The 22,355-nt window shown below is 73.8% G+C and carries 1 protein-coding gene; it reads right to left on the minus strand.

The genetic code is table 11. The annotated features are described in order from the left end of the window. Positions 1 to 22,260: a non-ribosomal peptide synthase/polyketide synthase gene (locus ABZT74_RS17235; RefSeq protein ID WP_356435752.1), complete on the minus strand. Its 22,260-nt coding sequence runs from the start codon at positions 22,258 to 22,260 to the stop codon at positions 1 to 3. Positions 22,261 to 22,355 lie beyond the last annotated feature (95 nt).

The following is a 22,355-nucleotide window of genomic DNA, read 5'->3' on the forward strand; positions in this document are numbered from 1 at the left end:
TCAGGGTGTCCCCGTGGTGTCGCGGGGCCGCTGCCCGGCGACGGGTGCGCCGGCGCGGGTCACCAGGGCCCGCAGTGCGCGGAACCAGGTGTCCGCCAGGTCCTGGACCGACTCCTCGGGCAGCACGCCGGGGGCGAAGGTCCAGTGGGCGGACAGTTCGGGACCGGTGGGAAGGTCCTCGGTCAGGGCGTTGACGGTCAGGGCGTGGGACAGCGGCATGTCCGGATCGCCGTCCAGGTCGGCGGCGTCGTCCTCGGGGGCGTACGACCAGTCGGTGGCCTCGGGGACACCGAACCGGCCCATGTAGTTGAACTCGACCTGCGGGGCGCCGAGTCGGGCGAGGGCGGGTCCGGTGGCCGGGTTGAGGTGCCGCAGCAGGCCGTGGCCGACGCCGGCGGCGGGCAGGGCGGCGAGGTGGTCCCGGACGCGTGCGAGTGCCGTGTCGAGCGCGGGTCCGCCGGCGAAGGCGTCGGCCAAGTCGACGGGACCCGGGTCGAGTCGTACGGGCACGACGCTGGTGAACCAGCCGACGGTACGCGACAGGTCGGCGTTGCCCGCGAGTTCCTCCTCCCGGCCATGGCCCTCCAGGTCCACGAGCACCCCGCCGGTGCTGTCGCCGTCCTCCCCGCGCCGGGTCCGCCAGTCGGTGACGGCCACCGCGAGTGCGGTGAGCAGGACGTCGTTGACGGTCGCGCCGAGGACGCTCGGCACCCGGCTCAGCAGCGGCGCGGTGATGTCGGCGGGCATAGTGAGGGACAGGTTGCGCGAGGTGGCGGTGACGTCGAGGTTCGGGTCGAGCGGGCGGGTGGTGGGAAGCGGCGGGGCGGCGGCCAGGATCGCGGTCCACAGCGGGAGTTCGTCCTCGCGGGCCGGGTCGGCGGCGCGTGCGGCGAGCAGCCGGGACCAGCGGCGGAACGACAGGTCGACCGGGGCGAGGGCGGGCGTGCGGCCCTCGGAGGCGTCCTGCCAGGCGGCGGCGAGGTCCGGCAGCAGGATGCGCCAGGACACGCCGTCGACAACGAGGTGGTGGACGAGCAGGAGCAGCCGGCCGGGGGCGCCGGGGCCGGCGTCGAACCAGACGCCCTGCACCATGCGCCCGGCGTCCGGGTCGAGCCGGTCCTGGGCCGCGCGGGCGTGCTCGCCCACGGCGGCGCGCAGCGCGCTGTCGTCGGCGCCCGCGACATCCGCCCTCACGAGCCAGGAGGCCGCGTCGACGGCGCCCGGCGCGGGTACCTGGAGCGACCACGTCTCGGCGCCGGCGGTGGTGGTCCGCTCCAGGCGCGCCCGCAGCAGGTCGTGCCGGTCGGTCACCGCCTGGAGGACGACGTGCAGGGTGGCCAGGTCCAGGGCGGCGGGCGTCTGGACGAACGCCACCTGGTGGTACCCGGCCATCGGGCCGCCCAGTTCCCGCAGTGCGTGCATGATCGGCGTCAGGGGGACGGTGCCCGAGCCGTCGTCGTGCGCGGGGACTCCGGCGTCCGGTCCCAGCTCGGCCGCGACGGCGGCCAGTGCCGCGACCGTGCGGTGCTGGAACACTTGGCGTGGAGTGACCCGTAGCCCGGCGGCGCGCGCCCGGCTGACCAGCTGCATGGCGACGATGCTGTCGCCGCCGAGGGCGAAGAAGTCGTCCTCGGCGCCGATCTCGGGAAGTCCGAGGACGTCGGCGAAGTGGGCGCACAGGGCGCGTTCCACGTCGTTCTCCGGTCCCCTGCCGCCGGCCGCGAGGGTGAACTCGGGGGCGGGCAGGGCCTTGCGGTCGAGTTTGCCGTTGGACAGCAGCGGCAGTTCGTCGAGGACCAGCACGGCGGCCGGGACCATGTAGTCGGGGAGCGCTGCGGCCACGTGGGCGCGCAGGGCCACCGGGTCCGGGTCGGGCGCGCCCTCGGCGGGAACGACGTAGGCGGCCAGTTGCCTGACGCGGGGTCGGTCCTCGCGCGCGACGACGACGACCTGCCCGACCCGCTCGTGACGGTCCAGTACGGCCTCGATCTCCGCGAGTTCGACGCGGAAGCCGCGGATCTTGACCTGGTCGTCGGCGCGCCCGAGATAGTCGAGCTGTCCGTCCTCGCTCCAGCGGGCGAGGTCGCCGGTGCGGTACATCCGGGTGCCGGGCGGGCCGAAGGGGTCGGCGACGAACCGGTCGGCGGTCAGGTCCGGGCGCCCGAGGTAGCCACGGGCCAGTCCCTGCCCGGCGAGATACAACTCGCCCGGAACGCCCGGCAGCACGGGGCGCAGTGCCGCGTCCAGCACGTAGGCGCGGGTGTTGCCGACCGGGCGGCCCACCAGGGGACGGTCGCTCTCGCCGACACGGGCGGCGAGCGCATCGACGGTGGCCTCGGTGGGTCCGTAGAGGTTGAACGCGGTGGTGGACTCAAGAGCGGCCAGCTCGCTCCAGAGGGCGTCGGGCACGGCCTCGCCGCCGACGCCGACGACCGCGAGCGGGCAGGCGCCGTCCTTGATCAGGCCGGTGTCGGCCATCTGGGCGAGGAAGGAGGGCGTGACCTCGATGAAGTCCAGTTCCCGGGAGCGGATCGCCTCGGCCGTCAGCTCGGGGTCGCGGCGGGTCTCGTCGTCGAGGACGTGCAGGGCGTGCCCGTCGAGAAGCCACAGCTGCGGCTGCCAGGAGGCGTCGAAGGAGAACGACCACGCGTGGCCGACGCGGAGCCGGCGCCGGCCGGTGGTCTCCTTGGCGAGGTCGTGCAGGGTGCGCCGGTGGCTGTGGAACAGGTTGACGACGCTGCGGTGGCAGACCACGACCCCCTTGGGGCGGCCGGTGGAGCCGGAGGTGTAGATGACGTAGGCCGGGTGGTCCGGGTCGGGCCCCGCCGCCGGGTCGCAGCCTGGTTGGGCCGCCGTGCGGGCGACGGTGTCCGCCGCGTCCAGTGCCAGCCGGGGCACGCCGCTGTCCGGGAGGTGCGCGGCCAGGGCCTCGGTGGTGAGGACGAGACGGGGGCGGGCGTCGTCGAGCATGGCGAGGGCGCGTTCGGCCGGCAGGTCCGCGTCGACCGGGAGATAGGCCGCGCCCGCCTTCATCACCGCGAGGATCGCGAGCAGGAAGTCCGCCGTGCGCGGCAGGGACAGGGCGACGATCTCCTCGGGTCCCGCGCCGTGTTCGGCCAGTACCCGGGCGAGCCGGTTGGCGCGCTCGTTCAGCTCCGCGAAGGTCCAGGTGACGGGTCCCGCGACGACGGCGATCGCGTCGGGTGCCTCGGCCACCTGTGCCTCGAAGAGGGCGGGGACGGTCGCCGGTGTGCCGGGGACGACGGGCCGTGCGGTGTCGTTCCAGGTCTCCAGGACGGTGTGGCGGTCGTGCGGGGTGAGGAGGTCGACGTGGCCGAGGGGCTGTGCGACGTCGGCGGTCATCGCCTCGAAGAGCCGCACCATCGCGGCGCAGATCCGCTCGACCAGCGCCGGGGTGAACAGGTCGGTCCGGTATTCGGCGGTGAGCGTGAGCCGCTCCGCGGGCTCGACGGCCCAGGTGAACGGGTAGTGCGTCGAGTCCTGGTGGTCGCGCGTCTCGGCGCGCAGCCCGTCGTCGGCACCGGGCCCGGGACCTCCGGCGTCGGGATAGGACTCGAAGACGACGAGGCTGTCGAACAACTCGCCCAGGCCCGAAAGCCGTTGGATGTCGGACAGGCCGACGTGCTGATGGGCGATCAGCTGCGACTGCTCGTCCTGGAGGCGGTCGAGGAACGCGGCCGCCGGCTCCCGGTCGTCGACCCGGACCCGTACCGGCACGGTGTTGATGAACAGACCGATCATCGAGTCCACCCCGGCGAGTTCCGGTGGCCGTCCGGAGACGGTGGCGCCGAAGACGACGTCCGTGCGTCCGGTGAGCCGGCCCAGCAGGACACTCCAGGCGCCCTGGACCAGGGTGTTGAGGGTGAGGCCGCGTGCGCGGGCGAGGGCCGTGAGGGCGTCGGTCAGGTCCGGGGTCAGCAGGGTGGTGCGCGTCGCGGGCACCGCCGGGGTGCGGTGGGGGTCGGCGGGGACGAGATGCGTGGGCTCCTCCAGCCCGTCGAGCGCCCGGGTCCACGCCGCGGCGGAGGCTTCGGCGTCCTGGCGGCCGAGCCAGGCCAGGTAGTCGCGGTACGGCGTCGGGGCGGGGAGTCCCTTGCCCGCGTACGACTCCGAGAGTTCGCGGGTCAGCCGGGGCACCGACCAGCCGTCGAGCAGCAGGTGCTGATGGGACAGGACCAGGCGGTGTGCCTCGGGGCCGACCTTGACCAGCATCAGGCGGATGAGCGGCGGCTCGGCGGGGTCGAAGCGGCGCCGCTCCTGGGAGAGGCAGCGGGTCCACCGCTCGTCGCGGGCGCTCTCGTCCAGTTCGGAGAGGTCGATGTGCCGCCAGGGCAGGACGGCCGTGCGCGGCACGACGGCGACGGGACGGCCCGAGGAGAGGTAGCGGAAGCCCGCTCGGAGGTTGCCGTGGCGGTCGAGCAGGGCCTGGCCCGCGCGGCGGAGCCGGTCGGTGTCGAGCGGGCCTTCGAGGTCCTGGGACACCTGCACGGTGTAGACGTCGGGTCCGTCGTCGCCCGAGTCGAAGGCCGCGTGGAACAGCAGGCCCGCCTGGAGAGGCGACAGGGGCAGGACCTCCGCGGCGCCGAGCGCGGCGATCTCGGCACGCTCGGCGTCGGTGATCGCGGTGAACAGTTCGGCGTCGGAGGAGGTGTCCGCGGCGTCTTCCGGATCGGCGGCGACAGCGGCGAGCGCGGCGGCCGTCTTGTGCCGGAACACGTCGCGGGGGCTGATCGCGAGGCCGGCGGCCCGGGCCCTCGCGACGAGTTGCATGGCCACGATGCTGTCGCCGCCCAGGCTGAAGAAGTCGTCCTCCACACCGACGCGTTCCAGGCCGAGGACGTCGGCGACCAGCGCGCACAGGACTCCCTCGCGCGGGGTGCGCGGCCGGGTGTCGGTGGTGGCGGCCGCGAAGTCGGGTGCGGGAAGGGCCTTCCGGTCCAGTTTGCCGTTCGGCGTGAGCGGCAGCGCGTCGAGCGGGACGACGGCGGCCGGGACCATGTGCTCGGGCAGGACGGAGGCGGTGTGGGCGCGCAGCTCCGCCGGGTCGGGCGTCCGCCCGGGGGCCGGCACGACGTAGGCGACGAGCCGCTGTTCGCGAGCGACGACGGAGGCGTGGGCGACCGTGTCGTGGCGGGTGAGGGCGGCTTCGATCTCGCCCGGTTCGACGCGGAAGCCGCGGATCTTGACCTGGTCGTCGGTACGTCCGAGGTATTCGACCTCACCGGTCGCGGTCCACCGGGCGAGGTCGCCGGTGCGGTACATGCGCGTACCGGGCGCGCCGTGCGGGTCGGCGACGAAGCGTTCGGCGGACAGGCCCGGACGGTCGAGGTATCCGCGGGCGAGCTGGACGCCGGCCAGGTACAACTCCCCCGCCACGCCCGGTGGTACGGGGCGCAGCGCGTCGTCCAGGACGTACAGGCGCGTGTTCCAGACCGGGCGCCCGATCGGGACGGAGTTGGCGCCGGGCCCCACCTGTGCGGCGGTGACGTCGACGGACGCCTCGGTCGGGCCGTACAGGTTGTGCAGTTCGGCGGGGAGCAGGGCGTGGAACCGGTCGGCCAGGTCGACGGGCAGTGCCTCGCCGCTGCACAGGACACGGCGCAGCCCGGTGCACCCGGCGGCCGCAGGTTCGTCGAGGAAGGCGCGGAGCATCGAGGGGACGAAGTGGGCTGTGGTGACGGCCTGTTCCTCGATCAGGGCGGCGAGGTAGGCCGCGTCCTTGTGTCCCTCCGGTCGGGCGACGACGAGGGCGGCCCCGGTGATCAGGGGCCAGAAGAACTCCCACACCGACACGTCGAAGCTGGAGGGGGTCTTCTGCAGGACGCGGTCGGCGCAGGTCAGCCTGTACGTCTCCTGCATCCACAGCAGACGGTTGACGATCCCCTCGTGCGGCACCACCACGCCCTTGGGACGGCCGGTGGAGCCGGAGGTGTAGATGACGTAGGCCGCGCTCAACGGGTCGTAGGAGCCAGGCAGTTCACCTTCGGTTCCGTCGGGCAAGGGGCCGTCGACGACGTACACCGGGCGGGCGTCCTCCAGCATGAGGGCGATGCGCTCCGGCGGGTGGTCCGCGTCCAGCGGCAGGTAGGCCGCGCCGGTGCGGTGGACCGCGAGGAGGGCGACGACGAGGTCCGCGGAACGCGGCAGCGCGACCGCGACCGTGCGCTCCGGGCCGGCGCCCAGGCCGGCGAGGACGCGGGCGGCGCGCTCGACCCGCTCGTCCAACTCCGCGTAGGAGAGGCACTGTTCGCCGAAGATCAGCGCGGGCACGTCGGGGGTCCGGGCGGCCTGGGCACGGAACAGCTCCGGGAGGGTCGTCGACGGTACCTCGTGCGCGGTGTCGTTCCACCGCTCGACGACGAGCGTCCGCTCGGGCTGGTCCAGCACGTCGAGGTCCCGTACCGGACGGCCGGGGTCGGCGGCGACCTGTTCCAGCAGCCGGACCAGGCGCCGGGCGAGCTGCTCGGCGGTGCCGTGGTCGAAGAGGTCCGCGCTGTACTCGATCCAGCCCTGGATGCCCGCGCCCTCGCCCTGTTCGACGAAGTCGAAGCTGAGGTCGAACTTGGCGCTCCGCTGCCCGAGCGGTTCGCGCCGGACGGTCAGGCCGGGCAGGCTCGGGGTGCCGCCGGGCTCGCCGAGGTGGACGACCATCACCTGGAAGAGCGGGTGCCGGGCCAGCGAGCGCCGCGGGTTGAGGGCCTCGACCAGCTTCTCGAAGGGCAGTTCCTGGTGGTCGTAGGCCGCGAGGTCGGTCTCGCGCACCCGGCGCAGCAGTTCGGTGAAGCCGGGGGCGCCGGACAGGTCGGTGCGCAGCACCAGGGAGTTGACGAAGAAGCCGACCAGGCCTTCCAGTCCCTCGTCGGAGCGCCCGGAGACCGGTGCGCCGAGCGGGATGTCGTCGCCCGCACCGTGCCGGTGCAGCAGGGCTGCCACGGCGGCCTGGGCGACCATGAACATGCTGGCGCCTTCCGCGCGGGCCAGTTCCCGCAGGGACCGTTCCAGTTCCGGGGAGAGGGTGAAGCCGACGGTGCCGCCGGCGTGGCCGGACTCGCGGGGACGCGGCCGGTCGGTGGGCAGGGCGAGTTCCTCGGGCAGGCCGCGCAGCCGCTCGGTCCAGTGGGCGAGCAGGCCCGCGCCGTCGGCCGCGAGGAGTTCCTCCTGCCAGAGGGTGTAGTCGGCGTACGTGGCCGGGAGCGGGGGCCAGTCGGGTGCGTGTCCGGCGGTACGGGCAGCGTAGGCCGTGCCCAGGTCGGCGAGCAGCGGCCGGTCGGACCACTCGTCGGTGGCGATGTGGTGCAGCACGAGCAGCAGGATGTGCTCGTCTGGACCGGTCTCGGACAGGGTGACGCGCAGGGGCGGTTCGGTGGCGAGGTCGAAGGGCCTGGCGGCGGCCTCGGCGAGCCGGTCGGCGGGCTCGGTGGCGATGGTCACCCGCGCCCGGCCGGGTTCGAGGATGTGCTGGTGGGGCAGACCGTCGGCGTCGGCGGGGAAGACCGTGCGCAGGGTGGCGTGCCGGGTGACGAGGTCGCCCAGCGCCGCTTCGAGAGCGGCGCGGTCGAGGGTGCCGGTGAGCCGCCAGGCGGCGGGGATGTTGTAGGCGGACGTGGGTCCGTCGACCTGGTGGAGGAGCCACAGACGGCGCTGGGCGGACGACAGGGGCAGCCGCTCGGGCCGGGTCCGGTGGGCGGTCAGGGCGGGGCGGGCCGCCGTCCGCGCCTCGTCCAGGCGGGCGGCGAGGCGGGCCACGGTCGGTGCGTCGAAGACCGTACGCAGGGACAGTTCGGCGTCCAGGGCGGCGCGGACGCGGCTGACGAGACGCATGGCGAGCAGGGAGTGTCCGCCGAGCGCGAAGAAGTCGTCGTCGATGCCGACGCGCTCCACGCCGAGGACTGCGGCGAACTGTTCGCAGAGCACCTCCTCGCGGGGGGTGCGCGGCAGCCGCCCACCGGTGGTAGCGGCGAGATCGGGCGCGGGCAGGGCCGCACGGTCCAGCTTGCCGTTGATCGTGCGGGGCAGCGCGGCGAGGGGCACGAAGGCCGCGGGCAGCATGTGCTCGGGCAGTCCGGCGGCGAGGTGGGCGCGCAGCTCCGCCGGGTCGGTGACGCCGGACCCGGTGGGGACGACGTACGCGACGAGACGGGAGGTGCCGGGGGTGTCCTCACGGAGGACGACGGCCGCGGCGGCGACGGACGGGTGGGCGGTGACGGCGGACTCGATCTCGCCGAGTTCGACGCGGAAGCCGCGCAGCTTGACCTGCTCGTCGGCGCGGCCGAGGAATTCCAGCGTGCCGTCGCGGCGGCGCCGGGCGAGGTCGCCGGTGCGGTACATGCGGGTGCCGGGCCCGCCGTACGGGTCGGCGACGAAACGTTCGGCGGTGAGGGCGGGGCGGCCCAGATAGCCGCGGGCCAGGCCCTCGCCGGCGAGATACAGCTCGCCGGGCACGCCCACGGGCGCGGGGCGCAGCCGGTCGTCGAGGACGTGGGCGCGGATGTTGTCGAGCGGTGCGGCCCACGCCGCGCGGCCGGTTCCGCCGCCGTGCCAGCCGTACGCGTCGACGGCGCACTCCGTGGGCCCGTACAGGTCGTGGGCGGCGGTGCCCGGCAGGGCGTCGAGTCGCTGCCACAGCGCGGCCGGGGTGGCCTCTCCGCCGACCGCGAGCACCGCGGGGACGCGGCTGCCGGGGGCGAGGAACCCGTGGTGGACCAGTTCGCGCAGATAGGTCGGGGTGAGGTCGACGAAGTCGATGCCGCGGTCGTCCAGCAGGGCGAGCAGGGCGGCCGGGTCGAGCATGGTGGCTTCGTCGGCGATGTGCAGTTCGTGTCCGGCGAGCAGCCAGAGCAGCGGTTCCCAGGATCCGTCGAAGCTGAAGGAGGCGGCGTGGACGGCGCGCAGAACCTCGCGGCCGGTGTCCTCGACGGCGGGTGCGATCAGGTCGCGCAGGTGGGAGGAGAACAGGTTGCCCAGGCCCCGGTGGGTGCCGACGACGCCCTTGGGGACGCCGGTCGAGCCCGAGGTGTAGATCGTGTACGCCGCGGACCGCGGGTGGTACGCGGTGGCCGGGATCTCGTCGCCGGTCGGCGACGGGCCGTCGAGGAGCAGCCGTTCAAGTCCGGCGTGCTCGGGCAGCCGGTGGTTCAGCTCCGCGGTGGTCAGCAGGCAGACCGGTGCCGCGTCGCCGAGCATGAACTCCAGCCGCTGGACCGGGAGGTCGGGGTCGAGCGGCAGATAGGCGGCGCCCGCGCGGAGCACCCCGAGGATCGCGGGCACCATGGCGTGGCGGGGCAGGGCGAGGGCCACGACGGCACCTTCGCCGGCGCCGTGCGCGAGCAGCACGGCGGCCACGGCGTCGACGCGGGCGGACAGTTCGGCGAAGGTCAGGGATCCGGCGACGGTGACCAGGGCGGTCCGGTCGGGGTGTGCCGCGGCCGTGGCGGCGAGGAGTTCGGGCACCGCGCGCGTCTCCACCGGGTGGGCGGTGTCGTTCCAGGCGCCGGTGGCGGCGGAGCGCTCGTCCTCCGTGAGGAGGTCGAGCGACGTGAGCGGCAGGTCGGGAGCGTCCGTGATCCGGCGCAGCAGCAGCACGAGCCGTTCGGCGAGGAGTGCGGCGGTGTCCGGGTCCACCAGATCGGTGGCGTACTCCAGGAGCAGGGCCACCCGCCCGCCGCTTCCCTCGTCGACGAAGGTGAAGTCGAGGTCGAACTTGGCCGTGCCGGTGTCCATGTCGGACCATTCGGTGGGCAGACCCAGCAGGTCGGGGTCGCCGTCGGGACGGTGGTGGTAGCCGAGCATGACCTGGAAGAGCGGGTTGCGGCCGGCCACCCGGGGCGGGTTGAGGGCCTCCACGATCCGGTCGAAGGGCAGGTCCTGGTGCTCGAAGGCCGCGAGGTCGGACTCCTTGACCCGCGCCAGCAGTTGGCGGAAGGTCAGCTCCACCCCGGACACGTCGGTCCGCAGGACGAGCGTGTTGACGAAGAAGCCGACCAGGTCGTCGAGCGCGCTGTCGGTGCGGCCCGCGATGGGAGCGCCGAGGGGGATGTCGTCGCCTGCGCCCAGCCGGTGGAGCAGCGCGGCGGTGGCGGCCTGGAACAGCATGAACATGCTGGTGCCGGTCGTCCCGGCCAGTGTCCTGAGTGCCTCGCCGAGTTCGCCGGGAAGTTCCCGGCGCAGGGTGGCGCCGCGCCCGCTGGGGGCGGCGGGGCGCGGCCGGTCCAGGGGCAGCGTCAGCTCGTCGGGCAGGCCGCGCAGGGCCCGCGTCCAGTGGTCGAGCTGCCGCTCGCCGACCTGCGCCAGGAGGCCGGCCTGCCAGAGCGTGTAGTCGGCGTACTGCACGGGCAGCGGCGCGAGGCCGGGCTCGGTGCCGGAGACCCGGGCCGTGTAGGCGGTGTCGAGGTCGGCGAGGAACGGCCGGTCGGACCACTCGTCGGTGACGATGTGGTGCAGCACGAGGGCGACCACACAGTCGTCGTACGAGCCGTCTTCCGTGACGTCCGCGTTCCCGGCCGGTCCCGGAACGGGACGTGCGGCATCCGCGCCGCCCGCGTCCGCCGCGTCCGCCGCGAGACGGAACACCGTTGCCCGCAGGGGGAGTTCGGTCGCCAGGTCGAAGGGGTTCCGCTGGGCCGCCTCGATCAGCGCCGGCAGTTCGGTCTCCGCGCAGTCCCTGACGGCGAACGGGAACCGCGCCTCTTCGACAGATAGGACGCGTTGGTGGGGCTCGCCGTCGTGCTCCCCGAAGACCGTGCGGAGAGACTCGTGACGGGCCACCACGTCGTACAGGGCCCGGCGGAGCGCGGTGATGTCGAGGGGGCCGCGCAGGCGGAAGACGAGCGGGAAGTTGTAGGCGACACCGCCGCCGGTGATCCGCTCCACCAGCCACAGGCGGCGCTGGGCGGCGGAGAGCGGGATGCGGTCGGGCCGGTCGGCGACGGGCGTGACGGCCGGCCGTGCGGGACGACCGCTGTCCGCGCGGGCGGCGAGCAGCTCGGGGGTGGGCGCCTCGAAGAGGTCGCGGATGGCCAGTTCTGCGCCCAGCTCGGTGCGGGCCCGGCTGATCAGCCGGGTGGCGAGCAGGGAGTGCCCGCCCAGATCGAAGAAGGCGTCCTCGGCGCCGACCTCGGGCAGCCCGAGCACCTCGGCGAAGAGACGGCAGAGCACCTGCTCCTGCGGGGTACGCGGGCCGCGTCCGGTGCCGAGCGCGACGGCGGGTTCCGCGTCGGGCAGCGCGCGCACGTCCAGCTTGCCGTTGTCGTTCATGGGCAGCCGGTCGAGGGTGACGAAGGCGGCGGGGACCATGTAATCGGGCAGCCGCGTCTTCAGGTCCTCGCGGACCCGCCGGATCAGAGCGTCCGCGTCACGGGCCGCCGTCGGGGCGTTGGCGTACGGCGGTTCCCCGCCGCCCGGCCGGTACAGCCCCGCGGTCACCCGGGCCCGCCGGGCCATGCCGTCGAATCGCGTCTCGGCCGCGTCCGGGTCCGGGTCCGGGTCCGGGTCCGCACGATCGTCCGGTGTCTCTCGGACGAACACTGCCTCGTAGTGGCCGAGTTCGGGTGACCAGGTGGCGAGCACCCGGTATCCGAGCGAGGCGCCGAGCGTGTGCAGTTCTTCGGGGTCCACTCCCCCGTCGGTGGCCGGACTGCCGGGGTGTCGTCCCTGGTCGAGGGCGCGCTGCGCGGCCAGCTCTCCGGCCGTACGGGCGTCCGGCACACCGGTGACCCGCAGGCGTTCCGGGTTCTCCTCCCGCAGCAGAGTCCCGACATCGGAGGACCAGGCGACGGCCGGGGCCGCCCCGAGGTCGATGGGGTCGGCTCCCTCGCGGTAGAGGACGGCGTCGTAGCGGTGCCGGGTGAGTTCGTTGTGGTGGTGGCCGCGCTTGGTGCGCAGGTCGACGCCGTATCCGAGGGTGGTGAAGTAGTCCGGGTCGACGAGGAGTTCCTTCTCCAGCCGCAGACCGCGTTCGGCGGCCTTCCGCACGGCCTCGGGGTCGGCGTCGGGCGCCGCCCGGGTGAGCTGGATCGCGGTGTGGAAGGTGCGGGCGAGCCGCGGGTTGCGGACGTCGCCGACGAACAGCGCGCCCCCGGGCTTCAGCAGCCGCATGGCGCCTTCGACGACCTCGGCGAGGTAGCCGATGTCGGGGAAGTACTGGATGACGGAGTTGATGACGACGGTGTCGAAGAAAGCCTCGGGCAGGCCGTCGGTGTCGTGGGCGGGCCGGCAGCTCAGCTCGACCTTCGCGGCCAGTTCCGGGTCGCGCAGCAGGTCCTCGCCGAGCTTGCGGATCACGGGGGCGGCGAAGTCGGTTGCCCAGTAGGCCTCGGCTTCGGGTGCCAGCCGGGAGAGCAGCAGACCGGAGCCGACCCCGATCTCCAGGACGCGGCGCGGGCGCAGTTCACGGATGCGGGCGACGGTCTGCTCGCGCCAGTCGCTCATCTCCTCGAAGGGGATGGGCCGTCCGTCGTAGCTGCTGTCCCATCCGGCGTAGTCCTCGGTGAACAGGGCGGTGCTGATCCGCTCGTACTCGTCGGAGTAGACGTCCTGCCACTCCCCGACGTGCGCCTCGGCGACGGACCGCTGTTCCTCGCCGGAGCGTTCGGCGGGCACGACGTAGCCGATGAGGCGCTGGGTGCCGGGGGCGGTCGAGTCGTCGCGCGGGAGAACGGCGGCCTGGGCGACCCGGGGGTGCTGGGCGAGGGCGGTCTCGATCTCGCCGAGTTCCACGCGGTAGCCGCGGATCTTGACCTGGTCGTCGGTGCGGCCGAGGAAGTCCAGGTTGCCGTCCGGGTTGCGGCGGACGAGGTCGCCGGTGCGGTACATGCGCTCGCCGGGTGCTCCGAAGGGGTCGGCCACGAAGCGCTCCGCGGTCAGTCCCGCCCGGTCCAGATAGCCGCGCGCCAGGCCGATCCCCGCGATGTACAGCTCGCCGGGCACGCCCTCGGGCACCGGCCGCAGCCAGGCGTCGAGGATGTGGGCCCGGGTGCCGCGGATGGGGCGGCCGACCGTCGGGCTGGCACTGTCGAGGGTGCCGCCGCCGAGTGTGTTGATCGTGTACTCGGTGGGGCCGTACAGGTTGTAGCCGTATGTGCCGTCGGTGTCCCGGAGCCGGTTCCAGACCGCCTCCGAGACCGCCTCGCCGCCGAGCAGCACGAGCGGCGGGCGGTGTCCCTCCAACAGGCCCTGCTCCATGAGGAGATGGGCATAGGTGGGGGTCACGTTCACGACGTCGACGCGGTGCGTCTCGCAGTACGCGACCAGGGCCTCGGCGTCCCGCCGCAGCTCCTCGTCGCAGATGTGCACCTCATGCCCCTCGACCAGCCAGAGCAGTTCCTCCCACGACATGTCGAAGGCGAAGGAGACCGTGTGGGCGATCCGCAGGCGCCGGCCGCCGGCCGAGGCGATGGCGGGGGCGAAGATCTCCCGCTGATGGTTGAGCTGCATGTTCGTCAGACCGCGGTACGGCGTGACGACACCCTTCGGCCGGCCGGTGGAGCCCGAGGTGTAGATGACGTACGCCGGGTGCTCCAGGCTGAACGCACGGCGGGTGAAGTCGGCAGGGAGGAGGGCAAGTTCGTCGACCACGGCGGGGTCGTCCAGCAGGACGCGGGGGGTGTCGGGCGCGGCCCCGGTGAGACGCGCGGAGACCGGGCCGGTGGACAGCAGCAGGGCGGGCCGGGCGTCGTCGAGCATCGTCGCGAGCCGGTCGTCCGGGTGGTCGAGTTCGAGCGGCAGGTACGCGGCACCCGTGCGCAGGACGGCGAACAGGGCGACGACCATGTCGAGTGAGCGGGGCAGGCCGAGGGCGACGACCCGCTCGGGCGCTGCGCCGCGGGCCAGCAGGAGCTGGGCCGTCCGGTTGATGCGGTTGTCCAGTTCGGCGTACGTGAGGGTGGCGCCGCCGAAGACGAGGGCGACGGCGTCGGGGGTCGCGGCGGCCTGGGTGGTGAGCAGGTCGGCGACGGTGTCCTCGGGTACGGGGACTCGGCTCGCGGCGCGTTCCCGGGTGAGCGCCGCGTGCTCGGCGGGCAGGAGCGGATCGAGTCCGCCCACGGGGGCGTGCAGGTCGTGGCCGAGCCGTTCGAGGAGGAGGGTGAAGCGGTCGAGGAGTGCCTCGGCCCGCGGGCGGTCCACCACGTCGGGCCGGTGGGCCAGCATGACCTGGATGCGCTGCCCGGGGGTGACGACGAGGTTCACCGGGTAGTGCGTGGCGTCGACGTTGGCGACGGCGGTGGCGCCGTGCCGCTCGGCCAGTTCGGCGAGGCGTTCCTCGGTGTCGCTGTTGCGCAGCACGAAGAGGGTGTCGAAGAGCCGCCGGTGGCCGGTCTCCGCCTGGAGGACGCCGAGACCGAGGTACTCGTAGGGCATCACGGCGAGGCGTTCGTCCTGAACACGGCGCAGCAGGTCGAGGACCGGCTCGGCGGGGTCGTAGGCGATGCGGGCGGGGACGGTGTTGAGGAACATGCCGATGACGTGCTCGATGTCGGGCACCTCGCTCGGGCGGCCGGCGACGGTGGTGCCGAAGACGACGTCGGTCCGTCCGGTGGCGGAGGCGAGGGTCAGGCCCCAGGCGGCGGTCAGCACCGAGTTGAGGGTGAGGCCGTGCCGCCGGGCGGCGTCCCGCAGCCGTTCGCCGAGTTCCGGCGCGAGGACCGCGTCGAGCCGCTCCGGGATGTCCGGTTCGAGGCCCCGGTCCGCGGCGGCGAGCAGCGTGGGCTCGTCGAGTGCGGCGAGCGCAGTGCGCCAGGCTCCGGTCGCGACCTCGGTGTCCTGTGCCTCCAGCCAGGTCAGGTAGTCGCGGTACGAGCCGGGTGCGGGCAGGCCGGCGGCGTCGCCGTCGGACGCGTACAGGGCGAAGAGCTGGTCGAGGAAGATCCAGGCCGACCAGCCGTCCCACAGCAGCAGATGACGGCCGACGACCAGGCGGTCTCCTCGGGCGGCGCCGAGCCGGACGATCAGCAGGCGGAAGAGGAGCGGGCGGGTCAGCTCGAAGCGCCGGGTGCGTTCGGCGTCCATCAACTCGGCCAGCCGGACGTCCTGTTCGGCGGCCGTCAGACCCGAGAGGTCGACCTCTTCGAGAGGGATCTCCGGGTCACGGACGATGAACTGCACCGGCTGGCGCAGTCCGTCGCTGGTGAATCCGGCGCGAAGGCTCGGGTTGCGTGCCAGCAGCACCCGGACGGCGGTGCGCAGCCGCTCCGCGTCCAGCGGGGTCGCGAAGTCGAAGGACTCGTGGACGGTGTAGACGTCCAGTGCGCTGTCGTCGTACGTGGAGTGGAAGAAGAGCCCTTCCTGGAGCGGGGCCAGCGGCCAGATGTCCTCGACCGGGCCGGGGCTGAGCCGGTGGACGCGCTCGGTCTCCTCGGGGGTGAGGGCGAAGGCGGAGCGCAGGGCGCGGGCCGGCTCGGCTCCGACGGCGGCGGCGGCGGCGGCGGCGGCGGCCGCGAGCGCGGCGGGCGTGCGGTGTTCGAACACGTCGCGGGGGTTCAGGTCCAGTCCGGCCCGGCGGGCGCGGCTGGAGACGCCGATGGAGGAGATGCTGTCGCCGCCGAGCATGAAGAAGTCGTCGTCGATGCCGACCTCGTCCAGCTTGAGGACCGCCGCGAAGATCTCGGTGAGGGCGCGCTCGCGCTCGTCACGCGGGGCGCGCACCTCGGCCCGCACCGTCCGCGGGGCGGGCAGGGCGGCCCGGTCGAGCTTTCCGCTCGGCGTCAGTGGGAGGGCGTCCAGCACGACACAGGCGCCGGGCACCATGGGCGCGGGCAGCGAGGCGGCGAGCGTGGCGAGCAGGCCGGCGGGGTCGGGGGCGGCGTCGCGGGCGGGGACGACGTAGGCGACGAGGGCCGCGTCCGCCACCGCGACGGCGGCCTGCGCGACGGCGGGGTCACGCGTCAACGCCGCCTCGATCTCGCCGAGTTCTACGCGGTTGCCGCGGATCTTGACCTGACGGTCGGTGCGCCCCAGGTACTCGACGACGCCGTCGGCGCGGCGGCGCACCAGGTCACCTGTGCGGTACATGCGCGTGCCGGGACCGCCGTAGGGGTCGGCGACGAACCGCTCGGCGGTCAGCGCGGCCCGCGCGTGGTAACCCCGCGCCAGCTGGACGCCCGTGAGGTACAGCTCGCCCGGCACGCCCGCGGGCACCGGCCGCAGACAGTTGTCGAGCACCCGGAGTCCGGTGTTCCACACGGGGCGCCCGATGGGCACGGTGGTGCCGGGTGTGCCGTCGAACCGGTGGTGGGTGACGTCGACGGCGGCCTCGGTGGGCCCGTACAGGTTGTGCAGGGGGACGCCGGTGAGGTCGTGCCAGCGGGCGGCGGCAGCGCCGGGCAGTGCCTCACCGCTGCTGAACACCTGGCGCAGGGAGGCCGCCCAGTCGGCGTCGGCGGTGATCTCCTCGGACTGGAGGAAGGCCTCCAGCATCGAGGGCACGAAGTGCAGGGCGGTGACGCCCTGTTCGCGGACGAGGCCGGCGAGGTAGGCGGGGTCGCGGTGGCCGTCGGGCCGGGCGAGCACGACGGCGGCGCCCTCGCACAGCGCCCAGAAGAACTCCCAGACACTGACGTCGAAGCTGGCCGGGGTCTTCTGGAGCACCCGGTCGTCGGCGGCCAGACCGAACTGGCCCTGCATCCAGGCCAGGCGGTTGACGATGGCCCGGTGGGTGACGACGACGCCCTTGGGCAGGCCGGTGGACCCTGAGGTGTAGATCAGGTACGCCGGGTCGTCGGGGCCCGCCGGTACCGGCGGGCCCTCGGGAGCCTCGTCGGCCGGGGCGTCGACGAGCAGCTCGGTGAGACCCGGTACCGACGGCAGGCCCGGTGCCGTGCCGGTGGTGGTGACGACCGTGGTGGCTCCGGAGTCGGCGAGCATGTGGGTGACGCGGTCGGCGGGGTAGTCCACGTCGACCGGGAGGTAGGCGGCGCCCGACTTGAGCACGCCTAGCAGGGCGGTCATGAGGTCGGCGGAGCGCGGTACGGCGACCGCGACGACTGTGTCCGGCGCGGCACCACGGGCGCGCAGCCGGTTCGCCAACTCGTCGGCCCGGAGGTTGAGTTCGCGATAGCTGAGGGTCCGGCCCTCGAAGACGACGGCGACAGCGTCGGGGGTACGGGCGACCTGGGCCTCGAAGGCGCCGGCGAGCGTTCCGTCCGGGACGTGGACGCCGGCGCCGGCCGGGTGCGCCTCGGCCAGCTCCCCCGCCGACAGCAGGTCGAGGGCGGCGACGGGTTGTCCCGGGTCGGTGGCGAGAGCCCGCAGGACGCGGGTGAGCCGGTCCGCGACGCTCCGGACGGCTTCGGTGTCGAGGCGCTGGGTGTGGTGCTTGAGCCGCAGGTCGAGCCGGCGGCCCGGCTTGACGATGAGGGCGAGCGGATAGTGGACGGTGTCGTGGAACTCGTGGCCCGTGAGGCGGACCGTGCCGGACGGATCGGCGAGTCCGGCGGCCGCCGGGTAGTTCTCGAACACGACGAGGGTGTCGAACAGTTCGCCGCTGCCCGCGTGTCCGGCGAGCCGCTGGATCTCGGCGAGGCCGAGGTGCTGATGGTCCAGCAGCCGGGACTGCTCGTCCTGGAGCCGGCCGAGCAGCGCGGCGAGGGGGTCGGCCGGCTCCCAACGGAACCGGGTCGGCAGGGTGTTGATGAAGAGACCGACCATGGACTCGATGCCCTCGACCTCGGCGTCGCGGCCGGAGACCGTGGTGCCGAACACGACGTCCTGGCGGCCGGTGAGCCGGCCGAGCAGCAGTCCCCAGGCGCCCTGCACGACGGTGCCGAGCGTGACGCCCAGTTCGCGCGCGCGGGCCGTGAGCCGGGCGGTGACCCGTTCGGACAGCTCCACACGGACCTGCGCGGGTTCGACAGGGTGGCCGTCGGCGGGCGTGGCCACCAGGCGGGTGGGTTCCTCCATCCCGGTCAGGGCGGCGCGCCAGGCCTCGCGTGCCGCGTCGCGGTCGGCTCCGGCCAGCGTGCGCAGGTACGAGCGGTAGGACGCGACCTCGGGCAGGTCGGCCGGTGTGTCTCCGTAGGAGGCCATCAGCTCCCGGTGCAGCACGGGCAGGGACCAGCCGTCAGCAACGATGTGATGAAAGGTGAGCAGCAGCCGGCTGTGGCCGCCGGCGAGACGGACGAGCGCGCAGCGCATCAGCGGCGGCCGGGCGAGGTCGAAGCGGCGGGCGCGCTCGTCGGCGGCCACGGCGTCGGCGAGCGGGGCGGCGACCTCCGCGTCCTGGGCGGAGAGGTCCACCTCGCGCCAGGGGAGGTCCACTCCGGTGGCCACGATCTGCACGGGCCTGCCGTCGGGGAGCGGGCGGAAGCAGGAGCGGAGCGGGGCGTGGCGGGCCAGGACGCGCTGGGCCGCCCGGCGCAGCAGGTCGCTGTCGAGGGGTCCGGTGAGGTCGAGTGCCTGCTGCACGACATAGGTGTCGGGGCCGTTGCCGTCCACCACGGAGTGGAAGTAGAAGCCTTCCTGGAGCGGGCTCAGCGGGAGCGTGTCCTCGACGGCGAGGGGGTGCTCGCCCTGGAGCGCGGCTCGTTCGCTCCCGGTCAGGCCGAGCAGCGGAGCGTCGTCCGTTGCGGCGGTGCGCTCCGTCCGCTCGACCGCGCCCTCGGCGAGCGCGGCGACGGTGCGGTGCCGGAACACGTCGCGGGACGTCAGGCGCAGTCCCGTCCTGCGCGCCCGGACGAGGAGCTGGATGGCGGTGATGCTGTCGCCGCCGAGGGCGAAGAAGTCGTCGTCGATGGTGACCGCGTCAAGCCCCAGCACCTCGGCGTAGGCGGCGCACAGCGACTCCTCGCGGGCGTCGCGCGGCGGGCGGCCCGAGCTGAGGGCGGCGTAGTCGGGGGTGGGCAGCGCGGCGGCGTCGAGTTTGCCGCTGGGGGTGACCGGGAGGCGGTCGAGGGGCACGAGCGCCGCGGGGACCATGTACTCGGGGAGCTGCCCGGCGACGTACGAACGCAGGCCCTTCATCAGGGAGTTCACATCGCGGAAGGGGGCCGGGCGGTTGGCCCGCGGGACGGTGCCGTGCGGCTCGTAGCGTCCGGCGAGCGGGGTTCCGCCGGGGGCGATCAGCACGTCGAGGCTGCCGTCGCCGGAGGTGCCGTTCCAGGTGACGGAGACACTGTGGCCGTGCCGGGCGCCGAGCGCGTGGAAGGCCTCCGGGTCGGGGGCGTCGGTGGGCGCGGGGGTGCGGCTGCTGTCGTCGAGGGCCGTCAGGGCGGCCAGGTCGTCCGCGAGCCGGGCGTTGGGCACACCGGTGACGCGCAGCGGTGCCCGGCCGCCGGCGATCAGGGCGTCGAGGGCGTCGAGTCCGCGCAGTTCGGACCAGGCGACGACACAGGGGGTCGCGGCGACGCCGGGTGCGTCCGGTCCGGCCGTCGTGGCGGTGTCGGAGCGCTTGCGCAGCACGACGTCGTAGCGGTACCGGGTCAGTTCGTTGTGGTGGCTGCCGCGCTTGACGCGGATGTCGGCGTCGAAACCGTCGAGGGCGGCGAAGAAGTCGGGGTCCAGGAGGAGTTCGCCCTCCCAGGCCATGGACCGTTCCACTGCGGTGCGCAGGGCCTTGCGGTCCTGGGGGTCGGTGGCACGGCGGGTCTCCACGGCGGCGCGCAGGCAGCCCAGCAGGCGGGCGTTGCGGACGTCGCCGACGAAGAGGCTGCCGCCCGGCGCGAGGAGTCGTCCGGCGGCGCGGAGCACCTCGGCGAGGTAGTCCGCACCGGGGAAGTACTGCGCCACGGAGTTGAGGACGATCGTGTCGAAGTGGCCGCGGGGCAGTCCGGTGGTGTCGTGGGCGGGGCGGGCGTCGAGCCGGACCCGGTCGGCGAGTCCGTCCACCGCCTCCACTTGTGTCCGCAGGGCACGGACCGCCTCCTCGGAGAGGTCGGTGCCCCAGTACTCGGCGCAGCCGGGCGCCACGCGGGAGAGGATCAGTCCGCTGCCGACACCGATCTCCAGGACGCGGCGGGGGGACAGTTCCCCGATGCGGGTGATGGTCGCCTCGCGCCACTCCCTCATCTCCTGGACGGGGATGGGCAGTCCGTCGTACATGCTGTTCCAGCCCGCGAAGTTCTCGCGGAAGGTGGCGGACGGGTCGGTGCCGGCCGTGGAGGTGTCCTGGTCGCCCTCGGACCCCGCCGCGGCGTAGAGCAGTTCGTGGAGGTCCTTCCACTCCTGGACCTGCTCGCTGCCGTCCCGTCCCGCCCCGGTCTCCAGGGAGGGCACGACGTAGGCGGCCAGTCGGCGGTCGCCGGGCCGGTCCTCGCGGATGACGACGGCGGCCTGGTCGACCGCGGGATGGGCGCGCAGAACGGACTCGATCTCGCCGGGTTCGATACGGAAGCCGCGGATCTTCACCTGGGAGTCGGCGCGCCCGAGGAACTCCAGGCGCCCGTCGGCCTTCCAGCGCACGAGGTCACCGGTGCGGTAGAGCCGTTCGCCGGGTTCTCCGAAGGGGTCGGCGACGAAGCGCTCGGCGGTCAGGTCGGGCCGTCCGAGGTAGCCGCGGGCCAGTCCGGCGCCGCCGAGGTACAGCTCGCCCGCGACGCCGGCGGGGACGGGCTTCAGCCGGGCGTCCAGGACGTAGGCGCGGGTGCCCGGGTCGGGGACACCGATGGGCACGATGGTGCCGGCGGGGGTGTCGGGGTCGCACAGGCCGAGGGTGGAGTTGGTGGTGGCCTCGGTGGGGCCGTACGCGTTGAACATCATCCGGCCGCGCGCGTAGCGGCCGACGAGCTCGGGCGATACCCGTTCGGTGCCCGCGAGCAGGGTGGCGGGCGGGAGTTCGACGTCCTCGGGCATCGCGGCGAGCAGGGCCGGCGGGAGGATCATGAAGGTGATGCCGTGGGCGTGTGCGTAGTCGGCGAGCGGCGCGCCGGGCACCCGCAGGTCGGTGGGGACGACGACGAGCCGGCCGCCGGATAGCAGGCCGAGGCACAGGTCCCAGAAGGCGACGTCGAAGCTCGGTGAGGCGAACTGGAGAACCCTGCTGTGGGGGCCGATCCCGAACCGCTCCGTCTGGGTGGCCACCAGCTTGGCGACGCCCGCGTGGCTCAGCACCACACCCTTGGGGCGGCCGGTGGATCCGGAGGTGTGGATGACGTAGGCGGCGCCGGTGGTCTCCAGCGGTCCGCGGTCGGCGGGGCCCGGGTCGTGGGCCGGCCCGGCGGCCAACTCCTTTATGGTGGACGGTTCGTCGAGGACGATCCGGTCCATGCCCGGGCACGGCGGGATGTCGGCGGTCACGTCCGCGGTGGTGATCAGGCAGGCGGGTCCGGCGTCGGCCAGCAGGTACGAGATGCGGTCGGCCGGGTAGTCGGTGTCGACGGGGAGATACGCGGCGCCCGCCTTGAGCACCGCGACCTCGGCGATGATCAGTTCGGCGGAGCGGGGCACCGCGAGTGCCACGACGCGTTCGGGTCCCGCGCCCCGTGCGATCAGGGTGTGGGCCAAACGGTTGGCGTGCTCGTCGAGTTCGGCGTAGGTCAGTCGGGTGTCCTCGAAGACGAGCGCGACGGCGTCCGGGCGCCGGCGTACCTGGTCGGCGAACATCTCCGGCCAGGTGCGGACCGGGACGTCGTGGCCGGTGTCGTTCCACTCCTCCAGGACGCGCCGGCGCTCCTCGGTGCCGAGCAGTTCGAGTTCGCCGACGGGTGTGTGCGGCCGCGCGAGAGCGTCGGTCAGCAAGGTCGTGAAGTGGTCCGCGACGCGATGCGCCGTGCCGTCCTCGAAGAGATCATGACGGTAGGTCAGCCTCAGTTCGTCCACGGCCGTTTCGAGCGTCAGGTCGAGCGGGGTGGTTGCTCGTCCGGCGGGCGCCGTCTCCAGCCCGGCCGTCGCGCAGGAGTCCGTACGGAACTCCGTGTTGAACAGGAGCCCGCCGCCCCGGGTGGGCTCCGGGTGCAACTGGGCCACGAGCGAGCGGAGTTCGACGCGATGGGCACGCGCCTCCGTGATCGCGGCGGTCACCCGATCCACCAACGCGGAGAAGTCGATGGCGCCGTCGAGCCCCACCCTGACCGGGAGTCCGTCGTACCCGACGGTGATGTCGTGCGCTCCGCCGTAGCGGTGCAGCAGGGCCACGAAGGCGGACAGCAGGGTCGCCTCGTCGGCCGTGCACGCCAGCACCCGGCTCAGGACACGGCGCTCGCCGCCCGGCCCCGCCGGGTAGGGGAAGTCGACGGGCAGCACTGCCTCTTGGGGAAGCGGGTCGAGCCGCCGGCGCCAGTACGCCGCCGCCACACCGTCGTCGACTCCAGACACACGATCTTCGCTACCGGACACAGGTGACCGTGCCTTCCGAATGCGCGGAACCGGCTCGAGCCGGAGGACCGCGGCCATACTAAGGTAAGGATTAC

Origin of the sequence: Streptomyces sp. NPDC005302, from assembly GCF_040607345.1 — a bacterium.
Lineage (GTDB): Bacteria > Actinomycetota > Actinomycetes > Streptomycetales > Streptomycetaceae > Streptomyces.